The organism is Shewanella sp. NKUCC05_KAH, from assembly GCF_019345585.1.
In the GTDB taxonomy this organism is placed as follows: domain Bacteria; phylum Pseudomonadota; class Gammaproteobacteria; order Enterobacterales; family Shewanellaceae; genus Shewanella; species Shewanella oncorhynchi.
In genome coordinates, this window is the sequence record NZ_JAHKQZ010000006.1 from 119,005 (window position 1) to 134,548 (window position 15,544).

General features: G+C 45.2%; 14 protein-coding genes. 8 read left to right on the forward strand and 6 right to left on the reverse strand.

Annotated features, from left to right (window positions below; genetic code table 11):
- The first annotated feature begins 97 nt into the window (after positions 1 to 97).
- The 4 genes from pfaD to KO533_RS07885 all read left to right on the forward strand — a co-directional run bounded on the left by pfaD (position 98) and on the right by KO533_RS07885 (position 4,318).
- Positions 98 to 1,744 (forward strand): eicosapentaenoate synthase subunit PfaD, encoded by a 1,647-nt coding sequence (pfaD, locus tag KO533_RS07870; RefSeq protein ID WP_219253622.1) that lies wholly within the window; start codon positions 98 to 100, stop codon positions 1,742 to 1,744.
- A 355-nt stretch (positions 1,745 to 2,099) separates the two neighbouring features.
- Positions 2,100 to 2,276, forward strand: a complete 177-nt coding sequence (locus KO533_RS07875; RefSeq protein WP_028760636.1) for a DUF1328 family protein — start codon at positions 2,100 to 2,102, stop codon at positions 2,274 to 2,276.
- Positions 2,277 to 2,299: 23 nt separating this feature from the next.
- Entirely contained in the window at positions 2,300 to 2,494 is a 195-nt protein-coding gene (locus KO533_RS07880) for a hypothetical protein (protein ID WP_028760637.1), read from the forward strand.
- A gap of 144 nt (positions 2,495 to 2,638) precedes the next feature.
- Complete coding sequence (locus KO533_RS07885; RefSeq protein ID WP_219253565.1) at positions 2,639 to 4,318, forward strand: diacylglycerol kinase family protein; 1,680 nt, start codon at positions 2,639 to 2,641, stop codon at positions 4,316 to 4,318.
- Between the two features lie 50 nt (positions 4,319 to 4,368).
- Here KO533_RS07885 and KO533_RS07890 read toward each other — a convergent pair whose 3' ends face one another.
- The 3 genes from KO533_RS07890 to KO533_RS07900 all read right to left on the reverse strand — a co-directional run bounded on the left by KO533_RS07890 (position 4,369) and on the right by KO533_RS07900 (position 7,798).
- A complete protein-coding gene (locus KO533_RS07890; protein WP_219253566.1) occupies positions 4,369 to 5,028 on the reverse strand; it encodes a hypothetical protein in 660 nt (219 codons plus the stop codon).
- Positions 5,029 to 5,241: 213 nt separating this feature from the next.
- The gene (locus tag KO533_RS07895) at positions 5,242 to 6,318 is read right to left on the reverse strand and encodes an L-dopachrome tautomerase-related protein (protein ID WP_219253567.1); all 1,077 of its coding nucleotides are present in this window, start codon (positions 6,316 to 6,318) and stop codon (positions 5,242 to 5,244) included.
- A gap of 109 nt (positions 6,319 to 6,427) precedes the next feature.
- On the reverse strand, positions 6,428 to 7,798 hold the full coding sequence (locus KO533_RS07900; RefSeq protein WP_028760641.1) for a sigma-54 dependent transcriptional regulator: 1,371 nt from the start codon (positions 7,796 to 7,798) through the stop codon (positions 6,428 to 6,430).
- Positions 7,799 to 8,044: 246 nt separating this feature from the next.
- Between KO533_RS07900 and KO533_RS07905 the strand changes: the two genes are divergently transcribed.
- Entirely contained in the window at positions 8,045 to 8,500 is a 456-nt protein-coding gene (locus tag KO533_RS07905; protein WP_219253568.1) for a glutamyl-tRNA reductase, read from the forward strand.
- Between the two features lie 276 nt (positions 8,501 to 8,776).
- Positions 8,777 to 9,331, forward strand: coding sequence for a BON domain-containing protein (locus KO533_RS07910; protein WP_105249747.1), 555 nt, complete (start codon positions 8,777 to 8,779; stop codon positions 9,329 to 9,331).
- Between the two features lie 285 nt (positions 9,332 to 9,616).
- Here the strand turns inward: KO533_RS07910 and KO533_RS07915 are convergent, their stop codons facing one another.
- From KO533_RS07915 to KO533_RS07925, 3 genes are all read right to left on the reverse strand, one after another.
- A complete protein-coding gene (locus KO533_RS07915; RefSeq protein WP_131525327.1) occupies positions 9,617 to 10,021 on the reverse strand; it encodes a DUF3224 domain-containing protein in 405 nt (134 codons plus the stop codon).
- A 129-nt stretch (positions 10,022 to 10,150) separates the two neighbouring features.
- A complete protein-coding gene (locus tag KO533_RS07920) occupies positions 10,151 to 10,927 on the reverse strand; it encodes a hypothetical protein (RefSeq protein ID WP_219253570.1) in 777 nt (258 codons plus the stop codon).
- Between the two features lie 213 nt (positions 10,928 to 11,140).
- Positions 11,141 to 12,280 carry a polysaccharide deacetylase family protein gene (locus tag KO533_RS07925; protein WP_219253572.1) on the reverse strand — a complete coding sequence of 380 codons (1,140 nt, stop codon included), beginning with the start codon at positions 12,278 to 12,280 and terminating at the stop codon, positions 11,141 to 11,143.
- A gap of 324 nt (positions 12,281 to 12,604) precedes the next feature.
- On the opposite strand from KO533_RS07925, the gene KO533_RS22840 reads away from it, so the two are divergent.
- Positions 12,605 to 12,805, forward strand: coding sequence for a hypothetical protein (locus KO533_RS22840; protein WP_346014697.1), 201 nt, complete (start codon positions 12,605 to 12,607; stop codon positions 12,803 to 12,805).
- Between the two features lie 82 nt (positions 12,806 to 12,887).
- Positions 12,888 to 15,524: a TonB-dependent receptor gene (locus KO533_RS07930; protein WP_219253574.1), complete on the forward strand. Its 2,637-nt coding sequence runs from the start codon at positions 12,888 to 12,890 to the stop codon at positions 15,522 to 15,524.
- Positions 15,525 to 15,544 lie beyond the last annotated feature (20 nt).

Below are 15,544 nucleotides of genomic sequence, written 5' to 3' on the forward strand. Positions count from 1 at the left end.
ATCTCGAATAACAAATAACGAATAACGAATAACAAATAGTTGCGCCGCCTTGACTATCCACATCGCGCAGGGCGGCACTGATAACATGAGAACACCTATGACTAGCCATACTCTAGATCAATACAATAGCAATAACGAAAAACTCAGCCCTTGGCCGTGGCAAGTCAACGATGCCGCGCTGAGCTTTGATATCGACGCATTAGGCAAAAAACTCAAAGATTTAAGCCAAGCCTGTTACTTAGTGAATCACAGTGAAAAAGGCTTAGGCATAGCGCAAACGGCCGAAGTAACAACAAGCGACAGCCAAGCGCCACTAGGCTCACACCCCGTCAGCGCCTTTGCGCCCGCCCTTGGCACCCAAAGTTTAGGCGACAGTAATTTTCGCCGCGTACACGGGGTTAAATACGCTTACTACGCTGGCGCTATGGCCAACGGTATTGCCTCGGAAGAACTGGTTATCGCGCTAGGTCAAGCGGGCATTTTGTGCTCGTTTGGCGCGGCGGGGTTAATTCCATCCCGCGTTGAAGCGGCCATTACTCGCATTCAGGCGGCGCTGCCTAATGGTCCTTATGCTTTTAACTTAATTCACAGCCCAAGCGAGCCCGCATTAGAGCGCGGCAGTGTTGAGCTGTTCTTAAAACATAAAGTGCGCACGGTCGAAGCCTCGGCATTTTTAGGTTTAACGCCGCAAATCGTCTATTACCGCGCGGCGGGTTTGAGCCGCGACGAACATGGCGACATCGTCATTGGCAACAAAGTCATAGCCAAAATCAGCCGTACCGAAGTCGCGACTAAGTTTATGGAGCCAGCGCCAGCCAAAATCCTCCAGCAATTAGTGAGTGATGGCCTTATCAGCCAAGACCAAATGGCGATGGCATTGCTGGTGCCTATGGCGGACGACATCACGGCCGAAGCCGACTCAGGCGGCCATACCGACAATCGCCCGCTAGTGACGCTATTGCCGACGATTTTGGCGCTTAAAGATGAAATCCAAGCTAAGTATCAATACAAAACGCCTATCCGCGTGGGCGCAGGCGGCGGCGTAGGTACTCCCGATGCAGCATTAGCCACCTTCAACATGGGCGCGGCGTTTATCGTCACAGGTTCTATCAACCAAGCTTGCGTCGAAGCGGGCGCGAGTGAACACACACGTAAGTTACTCGCCACCACAGAAATGGCCGATGTAACTATGGCGCCTGCCGCCGATATGTTCGAAATGGGCGTTAAATTACAAGTGGTTAAGCGCGGAACCCTGTTCCCGATGCGCGCCAATAAGCTGTATGAAATCTATACCCGTTACGATTCGATTGATGCCATCCCTGCGGACGAGCGTAAAAAGCTCGAAGAGCAAGTGTTCCGCTCATCACTCGATGATATTTGGGCGGGCACAGTCGCCCACTTTAACGAGCGCGATCCTAAGCAAATCGAGCGCGCATTGGATAACCCCAAACGTAAGATGGCGCTGATTTTCCGCTGGTATTTGGGTCTTTCGAGCCGCTGGTCGAACACAGGTGAAGTCGGCCGCGAAATGGATTACCAAATTTGGGCAGGCCCAGCACTGGGTGCATTTAACGCTTGGGCAAAAGGCAGTTATTTAGATGACTATAAGGCCCGTAATGCGGTGGATTTAGCCAAACATTTAATGGTGGGCGCAGCATATCAATCCCGCATTAACCTGCTGTTATCCCAAGGTACGAGTATTCCAGTTAGCCTGCAGCGCTGGAAACCATTAAATCGTTTTTAAACGTATTTAGCTCCTATCATCTTGTATTATAAGATCATAATATCTTCAAGCCGACACAAACTCACAGTGTCGGCTTTTATTTGTCTTTACTTATGAACGACATCAGCTCACAGTCTTTGATTCAACGTATTAGGCTGAAACTCTTACCGAAGCTTAGGTAAAAATTGCCTACCCCTCTTTTAATTCACTCACGCCATTTTAAATAAAATGATTTAAATTATATTTAAAATCAATTAACTACTTAAAATTTTTAAAGTTGGCATTAAGATCGCAATCAAGTAAGAGCCATTAGCCGTTACCTTACAAGTGACACAAACGGTCATGAGAAGGATTAATACAAGGGCAGGAGGTTATTATGCTAGGTTGGACATTAGTATTTCTAGTTGTTGCCGTGATTGCCGGGTTGTTAGGATTTGCTGGGATTGCTGGCGCAGCGGCGGGAATAGCGAAAATCATTTTCTTCATATTTATTGTGTTATTAGTGATTTCTCTGCTGATCAATGCCCTTAAGGGTAAATCACCGCGACTATAATTTTTTTAGAAAAGGAGATAGATATGAAACCATTTACCCTGATGACAAGTGCAGCATTCGCATTATTACTCGCCCTAGGTTTAACGGCCTGTAGTGATAACAAAGCCGAAGACGCGGGCGAAAAAATCGATGAAGTAATGACTGATACAGGTAACGCCATCGAAGATGCCTGTGAAGAAGTCAAAGAAGGTGTTAAAGCTAAAGATACTAAGTGCTAAACAAACCTGACTTTAGGGTGGCAATAGACTCGTCTATTGCCACCCTTTTGGTTTAGACTCGCTCATTTCTGCATCTCTCATCTCGACATCTATCCATTCAAGTGCAACGATTTTAACCAAGAACAATGGCATTGGAGGACTTGCATGCTAACGAAGATCCACATCAAATATTTGTACACTGCAGGTGCAGTATTGTTAGCCTATTTTGCAGTAACAGACACTTCTCCCCTGCTCACTTTCATTTGTGCATGGACAAGTCTGTCACTGTTTTTAGTCGGTTCAGCCTATTGGTTTAATCTCGCCAGTATTTTTAGAAAACGCCAAGATGGCACTATTCCTTGGTATATTCGTTGGGGTTTTATTCCCTTTTTATTAGGCAGTCGACTCTATAACCACTGGGCCAGAAAATACGATTCAGTACCACCCATGCAGAGGATTGATGAACATCTGTATCTCGGCTGTAGACTCTTTTCCGCAGATCTGGAAACGATTAAAGCCAATAAGATCACTGCCATTCTGGATGTCACCGCTGAATTTGATGGCTTAGATTGGTCGCAATTTGAAGATCATATCGAGTATTTAAATATTCCCATCCTCGACCATAGCGTACCGACCAGTGCCCAACTCAATCAAGCCGTTAACTGGCTGCACCGCCAAGTGCGCGCCAATAAACAGGTACTCATCCACTGTGCAATGGGTCGTGGCCGCTCAGTGCTGGTACTCGCCGCTTATTTGGTTTGTAAAGATAAACAACAGCACTTCGCCGAAGTACTGCAACAGATAAAGCAAATCCGCAAAACCGCTGGCTTAAACAAATGGCAATTACGCGCGCTCGATCGCATGCTTAGTCAAGGGAAAGTTAACATCCACAAAGTGGCGTGGATTATCGCCAACCCAGTTTCTGGTGGCGGGAAATGGCAAGAATACAGCGAGCAAATCCAAGATGAACTCAAAGCCTATTTTGACCTGACTTTAAAACTCACAACAGCAGACGAAACCGCAAATGTCTTCGCCGAGCAAGCCCGTAATGCAGGCGCTGATATCATTATCGCCTGTGGTGGCGATGGTACAGTGACTGAAGTGGCCTCTCAAATCGTCGATACAGATATCGTCTTAGGCATCATTCCTCTTGGCACAACTAATGCCCTCAGCCATGCCCTCTTTGGTTTAGGCAGTAAGCTTATTCCTATCTCTCAGGCGCTGGATAATATTATTCAAGGGCATTGCCAAGCCATTGATACCGCGCGTTGTAATGAGGCGTTAGTGTTGTTGCTTGTGGGCATAGGGTTTGAGCAACAAATGATTGAATCCGCAAACCGTGAGCGTAAAAATGCTCTCGGCCAGTTTGCCTACCTCGATGGCTTATGGCGCGCAGTGAATGCCGATATCACTTTAACCATCCAGCTCAGCTTAGATGATGCAAAACCCACAACATTAACGACCCATAGCCTAATCGTTGCCAATGCCGCACCATTTACCAGCGTGTTGGCGCAGGGCGATGGCGAGCCAAACATGACCGACGGGTTGCTCGACATTACTTGGCTGGATGCTGGCGATGAACCCAAAGAGCAGTTGCTTAGCCTCGCTGAATTAGCGATTGCGGGATGGGTAAAAGAGGGCAATAAGAGTATGCGAGATCAACAAGCGAGTGCAAGTAAAGTCCATCATGCCCATGCTAAAAAGGTCACTATCAGCAGCCAGCCTAAGTGTAAATATGTGATTGATGGTGAAGTATTTGAGCCAGCGGATCTCACTATTGAAGTCCAGCCAGCATCTCTTAAAGTGTTTGTTCCTTATCAGGAAACCACTGAGCAAGATGAGTGATTGTTGTGGAGGACATCCAGCCTAACTTTTTAGGCTGGATGACTGAGCATTTATAGAACGAACAAAAAATATAAAATATTCAACAAAATAAATATAACCAGCAAAACCAGTACCCGCATGAAATTAAATTCACTACCTTTGGGAAGTGATTTTTGAGTGGTGTTACTAAAATCCTGAAATTTACAGTCTATCGCCTGCGCGCATTGCTGTAGAACTTGTTGTAATTCCTTTCTATCAGTACTGTCACCCAATATCAATTGAGCACCGTTGGGCTGGTGCAATTCTAAATAAGCCAGATAATGTTGGACAGTATCTTCCGCTTGGCGATTGCGGCTGATCTGATGCCAGCGGGTGATTTGCAGCTGATAAAGTTGCACTGCTTTGATGTCCGAAAAGGCATAGGAACGCCACCGCCACAATCCCACATACCTACCATTGAAGAAACCTTTACCGAGCCACAATTGCTGTTGCTCAGCATCTAACCAACACTGTTGCTGAACAAACGCAGTCGGTAACACGGGTAACAATAGAAACAGTGTTACCCAGCCGAGAACGAGCTGTAGTATCGGATCGGGTTGTAAATAGGTTGCTCTGGCGCAGAGTAAACCAAGCAGTAATAACCCAGCAGCAAACAGCCATAATAGAGGTCGGTACTGAGTACTCAGAGTTTGAATATAAAATGCATTTTTAGAAGGTTGATTGAGTTTCACTGAACTTGTTCCTTGTTCCAAAAATTATCTCACCATTCAATATTGACCTGTGCCAGTAACAATAAGAGGCATTGATAGTTTGCACAATCAACACCTAACTCATTTCTAGACGCTTTCGAGTTAAACCAAAGACTCACATCAACGTAAATAAACAGTTGCGATATAACTCATACTGCAAATATAAGCTGCAACTTTGCAGTTGCAGCTAAGGTGTTATTGACCCGCTGCAGTATCCTCACCGGTCCAGAGTCGCATGATACGATAAGGCGGTTTGGCTGTTTCGGCTTTTCCATTAAAGGCTTTTGCTTTATGCAATTGGTTCACTGAAATATATAACCAGCCTGTTTCACCAAATTGCACACTATCTGGAAAATCCAGTAGTGGAGAACTGACCGCTGTTGTTAGTGTGCCTTTGTTATCTAGCATGGAAATGGCATTGTGGTTCAAATTGGTAAAGTAATGATTACCTTCTTTGGACGTTGCTGCGCCATCTGATACAGGCTTGGCTCCGACTAATTTTACCGTGGCGATAATTTTATCATTATTGCCTGTTTGTAAAGCTGCAGTCGATAACTGATACCAGTGAGTGCCATTCATTGCACCATAATAGAGTGTACTTCCATCGGCAGATAAACTAATTGGATTGACCGCTACACTGGCGACTTTGCCATTAAACAATGTTGTTTTGTTATCTATGTTCATTACTGCATCCGTTTCGGCCTGCAGCGAGCTATGACCTGAAAAACGTATTGTATGACCATCGTCGATACGCACCGCTAAGAGGCCAGGGTTGGCGATATCGGCTAAATAAATCCAGCCTTTTTGAGAGTCGACAACCAGATCCTGCATAAAGCTGCCTTTAGGCGCGAGAGCTTGTGGTAGGACGATTTGTTTATATAGACTGCCGTCTTTAATGTTGAATCCCCAAATCCTTGTCTGGCCTAATTCTAACCCCATATCTGCGGTCCAGAGGTGTCCAGCCTTGTCCTGAGCAATTCCTAATAAGGTATCAAATTGAGCAGTATTGGCTGCCGATATTTTTTGCAAATCCATTGAAGGCCAAGCTTTATAAGCATTGGTCTCACGATTAACTTCAATCAATTGCAAACCTGATGGTGTATCAAATGGATGTACTGTGGCAAAAATCCGACCTTGTGCAGTGACGCTGACATTGCCAGGTCGTATTGGCAATTCAGCGACTGTTTCAAGACTTCCTACTGCAGGGGTGGCGTTCACAAAACTACTGGCTGTCAAAGAAAGCCATAATGCTGTTGTTAATAAGTGTTTCATATTCTATCTCCGCTTTTTCTGTTTAAGGGCTGTAGAATAGGAGTTATTATTTACAAAAAAAAGAGTATAAAGTTTAGCTCTGTTTCAATATTAATTTGATAATTAATATTTATTCAGCAGTCGTTTCACCGGTCTCGACTTGCTGCTCGTACTTGCTGAGCTTGTTGTAGAGGGTTTTAACGCTGATCCCCAGTTGTTCGGCGGTATCCGTTTTATTACCCTGAGTGGTTTCTAGTGCTTGATAAATAGCGATTCTCTCTAAATCATCTAAGCGCATGCCTTGGGGGATAACAACTTGTTCACCACCACATAAACCCACTTCATTCGTCTGAGGTAACTGTAAATGGCTGGGTAAAATATCCTGATCGGCCAGAATATAGGCTCGCTCAATTGCATGTTTTAATTCGCGCACATTACCAGACCAAGGGTACTTAGCAATCATCTGAATACAGTCTTCAGCTAAGCTCTTATTCTGCTTTTCGGCCACGTTACGATAGGCAAGAAAATGCTGCGCAAGCCCAATAATATCCTCGCCACGTTCCCGTAAGGGCGGAACGCGAATGGGAAACTGAGCCAAACGAAAGTACAAATCTTCTCGAAATAGCCCTGCCTCTATCGCCACTATGGGATCACGGTTAGTCGCTGCCACAATACGTACGTTTGCACGTTGCACTTTGTCGCCACCCACAGGACGATACTCGCTATTTTCCAACACTCTGAGTAACTTCACTTGATGATCAATCGGCATTTCGGTGACTTCATCGAGAAACAAGGTCCCGCCTTCAGCCTGTTCAAATACGCCTTTGTGGTCGCGATTCGCCCCCGTAAATGCACCTTTGACATGACCAAACAGCTCACTGTCGACCAATTCTGGGCTTAATGCACCACAGTTAATCGCAATAAAAGGCTCGTTCACCCTAGGGCTGGCAAGATGTATGGTATTAGCAACCAGTTCTTTCCCGACCCCACTTTCCCCAATAATCAGCACATTACTGCCTGTCGCAGAGACGCGACGAATTGTACGATATAGCTTGTGCATAGGAGCTGATGAACCAACAAGCAAACCGTATTGGTCTAGCTCGCTAGCAAAAGGATGCAGTCGATTAGGCGATGATGCTAAATACTGTGCAAAATCAGCAAAAATTTCGCTGATTAGCGGCATATCGTAAGGTTTGCGAAAGTGGTAACCCGCAAAATGAGACATTAACTGATCAAGATTGGGGTTTGGCTGACCGTCGGAGAGAAAAATAAACTCAATATTTGACATGGCCGCATTATCTAGCAGCACAAGGTAATCTTCACGACTAAGACTGGATAACTCAATAATGGCAACATCGACGTGATTTGCCCCTAGCTGCTCTATCCAAGGCAAGTCATCAACACTGCGTAGCTTATTAAAGTCTGCAGCGCCAGCAAGTTCGATGATTGCTTGCTCGGCGCCAACATCCTGCAAGTGATAAAAAAGTGTCAGTCGAGCCATGCGTATCTACTCCCTGTATGAAAAACTACTGTATGTCAGCCATGAAATTTTAACAACAGCAACGGTAATAGTTGCCGATGTTCTAAGATGATATCTCGATGAACTGAGAATATCAGTCTAAAAATCAGCCTGTTAAAATATCATTAAAAACGAGAACAGAATATGCATGGTAGCTGAACGAAACAAAATCAGTTTACCCAAGCAGTTAAACAATCTATGTCGAACACTGGCATTAGGAGGCCCATAATGAAGTCTAATGTTGTGCAACATCAGACTGATATCCGCGCCGATATCATGTTGATCGATGAAATCATCAAGCTGAATCAGGAAGGACTCACATTTTACAACCAAGCGAGGAGGTATGTCGAAGACTATAATCTTAAGCGTGTTTTTTCCGCCAAAGCTAACATCCACCAACGAATGTTAACTCGGTTTGAACAGCTGAGAAGTTTGGCTGACGAGCCAATTAATGGCCTAAGTCACACCGTGCCCGTCACTTATACTCAAGCAACAGAATTGTTGCAACAGTGCCAAATTTCGCAGGCTATGACCGCCCTTGTCGACATAGAACAGCAAGTGCTAATCCAAATAAAACAAGCAGTAAGGCAAGCGCATCAGCCACAACTTGCAAACCAACTTGCAGAAGGCGCCGCTTGGCTGCAAATGAGTTACGACGGTACGGGATCGCTCAATCACCATTAATTCCCTGTCGCTAAGTGAGCCATATTTAACCGACTCCCCTCCACTTTTAATACAGACATAATACCGCACTGATGAGTGCGGTTTTTTATGCTCGAATGATGGCTCAGCATGCCAGAAAAAATTACATTTTGTCGGTAAAAAAGACCGACCTAAAGGAAAATGCCAAGGTATAAAAACGCCAGATAAAACAATTTAAACGTTAAAAATCATTACCTTAAAAACATTGGCACGATTGGCGCATTATCTAGCTTCGAGAAAACAACGGAGGATATGATTATGAAAACTACAACAGCATCAGTACTAGTGGCTTTACTTGTCGGTTCAATCAGTTTAAATGTGGCTGCCGCCCAAGATTGGAAAGGCGGAACCAAGGATGCGTGGATCGATGGTAAAGCAGAAACCACTTTACTGCTCAACACGAATCTCAATTCCTTCGACATCATTACAGATGTCAAAGATGGTAAAGTGACGTTAACAGGTAAAGTGGAAAGCAGTGTGGATAAAGCCCTCGCCACAGAGCTCATCAAGAGCTTAGATGGGGTGAAAGATGTCGATAACCAACTCACTGTGATGAATGAAAAAGAAGGCACCAGTGAAGTTGTTGCCACCTTAACTGACTCTAAAGTTGCAACAGTCATCAAAACGCGTTTACTGTTTTCAACTGACGTATCCGGCACCCAAATTAATGTGGATGTTGCCAATGGCATAGTGACATTGAAAGGTGAAGTTGCCAGCGATGCCGAACGTCAACTAGCACTGAAAATTGCCGAAAATACCGACGATGTGAAAAAGGTCGTTGATAAAATTAAAGTTGTTAAAAAAGTGTCTTAACTCTCGTGACAACGGCATTTTTTAAATTAAACGTATTTTAAGTAACAGCACGCCGATCTAGACTCAAGGTTCGATAGTGCTTTATGAAAAAAGAATCAAAAAAACCAGCCTCAGCTGGTTTTTTTATGCCCATTTTCAGACCCAATCGAAAAGACCTACTCGCTTAAATTAAAAAGGGTGAATTCAGATGACTCGAATGATCATAAAGGAGAAGAGTTACAGAAAACTGAGCTAAAACACAGGCGTTATTCAAGCTTCAAAGCCAAACTAAGCTTCAAAGTCAAACTAAGCTTCAAAGCCAAACTGGAATGCATAAAAATGTTGGCCATTCTCAATATTGATGGTCATAGTGCCAGTTAACCCCTGCAACTCCCCCGCCCCAGAATGGGGTACCACTTCTAAGATCAGACGATTTTGTCCATCGGTCATAATTCCAAAATGTTGTAATACAAAACTGCCCTGCTTACCACACAAGTTACCAACCACTTGTTCAATGGCCACATAGCCAGCTGAGCCCTTGACTGACGTCATAGCACTGAGCATTTCCCCTTTGCTGCGCCCCTCAAGCTCACCATAAAAGGTTTTATCTAAGCCCATACGTCCTAACGTCACACCACCAATGCCAGTAGCATAGGGGCTATCAGGAGTGAGCTTAACATCAAATTTCCCAGTGATTTTGCTAACTTGCATGACACTCTCCTTGTCGAAATCTTATGCTGACCTATTACCTGCTAACGCTTGCTATTGAAGCAAACATCACCCACTTACCGAAAAACAACTTAGCATAAGCCTGCGTAGATCCATAATGGCATTTACACGCTACTTATGTATGCTGGTCTCACTCACTACCATCTCTATGGTTTTGACTATTTCAGGGCTTTCAGACATAGGTTGGTCAGACGCTCTATCGCGATAAGTCACAGCAATTTTGAATGGGGCTTCAAAAGGATAAACAGGTTCAATACTATCCACTTCGATTCGATCGCCAAGCATGACACTGCCTAAGTGTTTCAAGCTATTGTGTTTAAAATCCAGATTAAACAATCCAAGATACCAAAATACGCCTGAACCTTGAGTCGTCACAATAAAGGGCGCCACAAAGGGCATAGTTTGCATTTTAGGATCATCTTGAATCGGTGCGTCACTTTGGGTGTCCGGCTCTAGAGCGGGATCGAAATTTAACGGTGTAATGCGCAAGTAATCGAGTAATGCTCGACCTTTTACCTCACCATCTTGGTAGTCGCCCATAGCAAACTCTGTTTGCTTGATCTTAATAAAATGTGTCAGTGCAACGGACTTGCCGCCCTCAGGCAGCGTTATTTCAACAGGATTGGCGGTATTTAAGCTAAAGAGTTTGAGCATCACTTCCGATGCATTCGCCACAGGCTTTACCTCAAAAGGTGTCACAGTTTCGATCTCATTCACCTGAGCCTGAGTTTTTTCATGCGCCATGGCTTCATCGTATTGCATCACCTGTCCATCTTCCATCACCATATAAATATCATCATTGGTCATGTTGAAACGGTAAATACCCGCAGCAAGTAAGGCTAATACCACTAAGGTTGCCGCTATGGTTAATTTTACAAACGTACTCATCTTCTCTCCCCAATCGCGCTCGTTATGCGCTACTTTTCTAACACCGATAAACTTCAAATCAATGTCGGAGCAGTATTACAGATACTGAGTTAAAGCGAAGTGGGTAAAGTGTAAAAAATGCCGCTATTTTGAATTTTGTCAGGCTAAGTTCAGCAACATGCCTTTTACTCGACCAATATGATGGGCCGAGTAAATACTCAGCCCAATACATCACTACTTTTCGTTTTTCCACAAGGCAGGGGTCTGGCTTGGTTGCCAATTGCTTTGGGAGAAATGCGCTTGCACTAAGGAATAGATTTTATCTTGATAGGACACAAACTCAGGTAGTTGATAATTATGCTGATCCTGCCAAGCAGGGGCATAATTATCTAGCGTATCAAAACGATACCCTTGACGCTGAGCTTCTTCAACAAAACGCTTAATTTTAGGCAAGTTGATGGTTGCACCTTGTCCGCGGTGCGCATTCTCAAACAGGAAGTCGTGGGTCAAGATAACCACTTTCCCGTTATGTAAACCATCACTACAATCTAAGTTCTGCGTACGACTGTTAAGCGGATTCATCGTCGTTCCTGCGCAGGTGTTAATCACTTGATTGACTTTTGCCACCAGCTCAACCCCATCGGCCATAGATTCAGCAGGAAAGGCAACCCCCCAATCCTCTGGTCCCCAGTCTAGATCCCAGCCAAATATTTTATAGTCACTCTCGGCGAGCATGTTTTGAATTTGCACCGCAACTTGCGAACTGTTGGTCGAGGTTTCTGCGGTACAAGCAAAAGCGGGGTCCCAAGGCGGCACTGTATCGGATGTCGCACACAAGCCGTCGCCTTTGAGTTTACTGGTCACTCGCCAACCATTGGTGTAAGGCAAACGTGCCAACTTAGTCATCTTGTTATTGGGATAACTGGAGGCATTAGGAATAAGTTCAACCACTTTGGCCGTGTTCGTCACAAAATAGGTGAAATCGGTGGCCGCATCTTGATAGGATTTTACAGGCCAGAGTCCAACTTGATTACAATATGCCGCCCCAGATTGCACGCCATCAGTGCAGTTATGCAGCATATGATCGTAACTGTGGTTTGCCAGAATATGACCATCGTCTAGCAAACGTTGTAGGGCGACAGCCGCTAATGCCTCGTTTTCATCTCCTTCGCCATACATATGAAACGCATTAATAAAGAACGTCGCCTTAATATTGGCATCCTTTAACGCATCTAACAGCCCTAAGGTCGCGTCAATTGGACCATCATCAAAGGTAAGGTAAATGGTTTTATCGCTGGCGTAGGCCGCACTTAAGCCAGTACTCAAGCTCGCAACACAAAGCCCAACTGCAACGGCTATCGATTTCAGTTTCATGATTTCATCCTATAAATAATGTTTAAAGATGAATAAGTTAGTTCTCTTTACGCACTGGTTAATTCATAACCTGTAGACAGCGAGTTCACTCATCCGTTTAGCTTATCTATAGTGAGTAATCCCGCCGGCATTAGTTATACCATCCTAGCAACAAGCCATACTTTTCTACGCTAAGTCGATAAATCCTGCCTTTGCCCCAGTTATACCAATCACATTAAATATCTAATCAGTTCAGAGCCTCACAGGCATTTCAATCCAAGGCGCATTGACGCAGAAATGGTCATTCCCTTTTAAGTCAATGCAACACCGGAGTGGAATGCCTGTGTGGCTCCCAAAGGGCGGGTTTCAACGCGCTTTATACTGCGTTTAAGGCTTTCGACAGAGCACCACTATGCCTTCAAGCCTTCGCCTTGTCTAAAGCGCGTTGAATTCCCGCTGAATGAACAGATATTTAATACGATTGGTATTAACCATCCCCTTACCCAAGGCTTCAAAGACAATAGAAAAATACCAATCCTAGTGTGAAAAGTACCGCATCAACAATTCGATAACAGGTAAGTTAACTGGAGAAAAAAACAACATAAAAGCACTACAGGGATGCAATAACATGTCAGAAGGTCAACTATTTAAGAGCTCTTTGCTCGCATTATGTATCGCTAACGCCTTGTTCGGGATGAGCTCAACCGCAGTCGCGGCGGAGCAACAAGAGGCAACCGCAGAAAATATTGAGGTGATCCAAGTACGCGGCATACGTCGCTCGATTGAAGCCTCAATGAATACCAAACGCTTCGCCGACTCCACGGTCGATGCCATCACCTCGGAAGATATCGGTAAGTTTCCCGATAAAAACATTGGTGATGCACTGCAACGAATTTCTGGGGTAACGGTCGATAGGCAATACGGTGAAGTGAGCGGGGTCACCATTCGCGGTACCGCGCCAGAACAGAGTCGTATTTTGCTGAACGGTCAAACCGTTGCGAGCACCTCTTGGTATGATCTTGGTCCTGCCACTCGTACCTTCAACATGGAATTATTGTCAGCCGAGCAAGTCAGTGCGGTTGAAGTCCACAAAACGCCAACCGCTAGCCTTGAAGAAGGTGCGCTGGGCGGCACTGTCGATCTCAAAACCCGTAAGCCCTTAGATCTCGATGCTCACACTTATCAAGTGGCGGGTGAGTTGAGCCAAAGCAGCCTGTACGATGAAACAGATCCGAGTGGATCTTTCGTCGGAAGCTGGAAAAATGACGATGAAAAATTTGGTATTTTAGGCGCTTACTCAGTAGAAAAACTCACCAGTGGTCGGCATGTATTAGAATCGCTCAGCGGTTACTATGAGTACTTTTCCGCTGATCCTGCACAAAACCAAGAATCAACTGTAGGGGCGTGGGGGATTGGCTCACAAGCATTTAGGGCCGAACGTGAAAGGACCAGTGCCCAAGTTACACTGCAATTTGTACCGACTGAAAAAACAGAGTTCACCTTAGATTACTTTAATTTTGAACTCGATATCCCCCACGTAAACCATAACTTCTTAACCGTTGGCGCCCGCGGTTCGGGCTCCACCAACGTAGTAAATAACGCCCAAGGCGGCACAGCATCGGCAACGATTCTGCCAGCGTATGCGTCGATTATTTATAACCCTGTGGTACGCCACGCGGTCAATATGAAGTCTGACGTACTCAACTTAACCGGAAAATACGTCGGGGACAGTTTCACCCTTAGCGGCGTCATTGGCCAATCGACCTCAGATGGCGGCACCCAAGGTGGCTCATCTTCTTGGTGGATCCCTGCGACGGACCAAGGCGGCAAAATTGGCGATCCCGCCTTCCCTAATGGTCAAGGCAGTGTCGATGGTGGCTTTAGTTACGATGCCACAGGTCCCTATCAAGTGGTGCTCACGAGCCTAGATGCCAACGATGCTAGCCAGTTCAAGCATGCGCAGGAAGCCAACTACGAAACCACAGTGCAAGATCATAAAGTCACCTACGCACAGTCTGACTTCGAATATCAACTCGATCATGATTTTATTAATAAAATTGCGGTCGGGATTAAGTACAACACCAGTGATTTCGAGCGTAATGCCTTCAATCGTAACCCCGCAGAAATCCTAGGTTTCGTGCCCAATGGCAACCTAGCCAACTGGAGCGATGGCGTACTGTCTGGCCTGCATTCCCAGAGTGGCGGCAATGTACTCGACTCCTATGCCAAGTTAGATGAAGACAAATGGTGGGCGTTTATCAGCGAGAAATACGCCAATGGCGAGTTAGTGGAAGTCGCCGATCTCGGTAACACCTTCTCTGTCGAAGAGGATATGTTGGCCCTGTACGCCCAAGCGGATTTTAGCGGCGAATTCTATCGTGGCAACTTTGGTTTGCGTTACGTTAACACAGACCAAACCTCAACCGGTTTTGCCGATGGCAAGCCCTACAATGAATCCGTTAATTACGATAATTGGTTACCGAGTATCAACGTCGCCTTTGATCTACAAGAAGATCTAATCCTACGTGCCTCGGCCTCTGCTGTGATGGCGCGTAACAACTACAGCGATCTTAAACCTGGCTTAGCCATAGCGAAAAACTTTGGTACTGCGACCGGCGGTAATCCGAATTTGAAACCCTATAAGGCGAACCAAGCCGACCTTGGCATCGAATGGTACTTCACTGAATCTTCTATGCTGTCGGCGGCCTTGTTCTACAAAGATATTGATAACGTAGTGTTTGTCACTGAGTCGACTCAGTATATTGAAGGTTGCGGCGCGTCAGAATCTGAGTGGGATAAATGCCGCGTCACAGCTCCTGCCAACGGCGGCAGCGGCTCAGTGACTGGGCTTGAAATCCAGCTACAGCATAACTTTGAAAGCGGTTTTGGCTTCTTAACTAACTACACCTATGTTGACAGTAAGAGCACGCGCCCCGATGGCACAGAGCAGATGATTGAAGGTGTGTCAGAAAACTCCTTCAACGGTTCACTCTTCTACGAAGATGATCTGTTCAGCGCCCGTATCGCCTATAACTGGCGTTCAGAATACTTAGGCGTGGGTAATATTCAAAACGTGTTAAACGACAGCTATCAACAAGTCGATGCCTCGATTATTTGGCATGCAATGGAGAACTTAGATATCTCACTCGAAGGGGTTAACTTAACCAATGAAGTGGTGCAATCCTATGATGTTAAATACGGATTAACCCAAAACACCATCGAATTTGGTTCACGCTATTTCGTCGGTGCCAGCTACAAATTTTAAACTATAAGTCACACCATAGC

Coding starts and splice junctions, on each gene's coding strand:
- KO533_RS07885 (WP_219253565.1), top strand. CDS start 2,639: ATGCTAACGAAGATCCACATCAAATATTTGTACACTGCAGGTGCAGTA.
- KO533_RS07900 (WP_028760641.1), bottom strand. CDS start 7,798: ATGGCTCGACTGACACTTTTTTATCACTTGCAGGATGTTGGCGCCGAG.
- pfaD (WP_219253622.1), top strand. CDS start 98: ATGACTAGCCATACTCTAGATCAATACAATAGCAATAACGAAAAACTC.
- KO533_RS07915 (WP_131525327.1), bottom strand. CDS start 10,021: ATGCAAGTTAGCAAAATCACTGGGAAATTTGATGTTAAGCTCACTCCT.
- KO533_RS07920 (WP_219253570.1), bottom strand. CDS start 10,927: ATGAGTACGTTTGTAAAATTAACCATAGCGGCAACCTTAGTGGTATTA.
- KO533_RS07880 (WP_028760637.1), top strand. CDS start 2,300: ATGAAACCATTTACCCTGATGACAAGTGCAGCATTCGCATTATTACTC.
- KO533_RS07895 (WP_219253567.1), bottom strand. CDS start 6,318: ATGAAACACTTATTAACAACAGCATTATGGCTTTCTTTGACAGCCAGT.
- KO533_RS07930 (WP_219253574.1), top strand. CDS start 12,888: ATGTCAGAAGGTCAACTATTTAAGAGCTCTTTGCTCGCATTATGTATC.
- KO533_RS07875 (WP_028760636.1), top strand. CDS start 2,100: ATGCTAGGTTGGACATTAGTATTTCTAGTTGTTGCCGTGATTGCCGGG.
- KO533_RS07910 (WP_105249747.1), top strand. CDS start 8,777: ATGAAAACTACAACAGCATCAGTACTAGTGGCTTTACTTGTCGGTTCA.
- KO533_RS07905 (WP_219253568.1), top strand. CDS start 8,045: ATGAAGTCTAATGTTGTGCAACATCAGACTGATATCCGCGCCGATATC.
- KO533_RS07925 (WP_219253572.1), bottom strand. CDS start 12,280: ATGAAACTGAAATCGATAGCCGTTGCAGTTGGGCTTTGTGTTGCGAGC.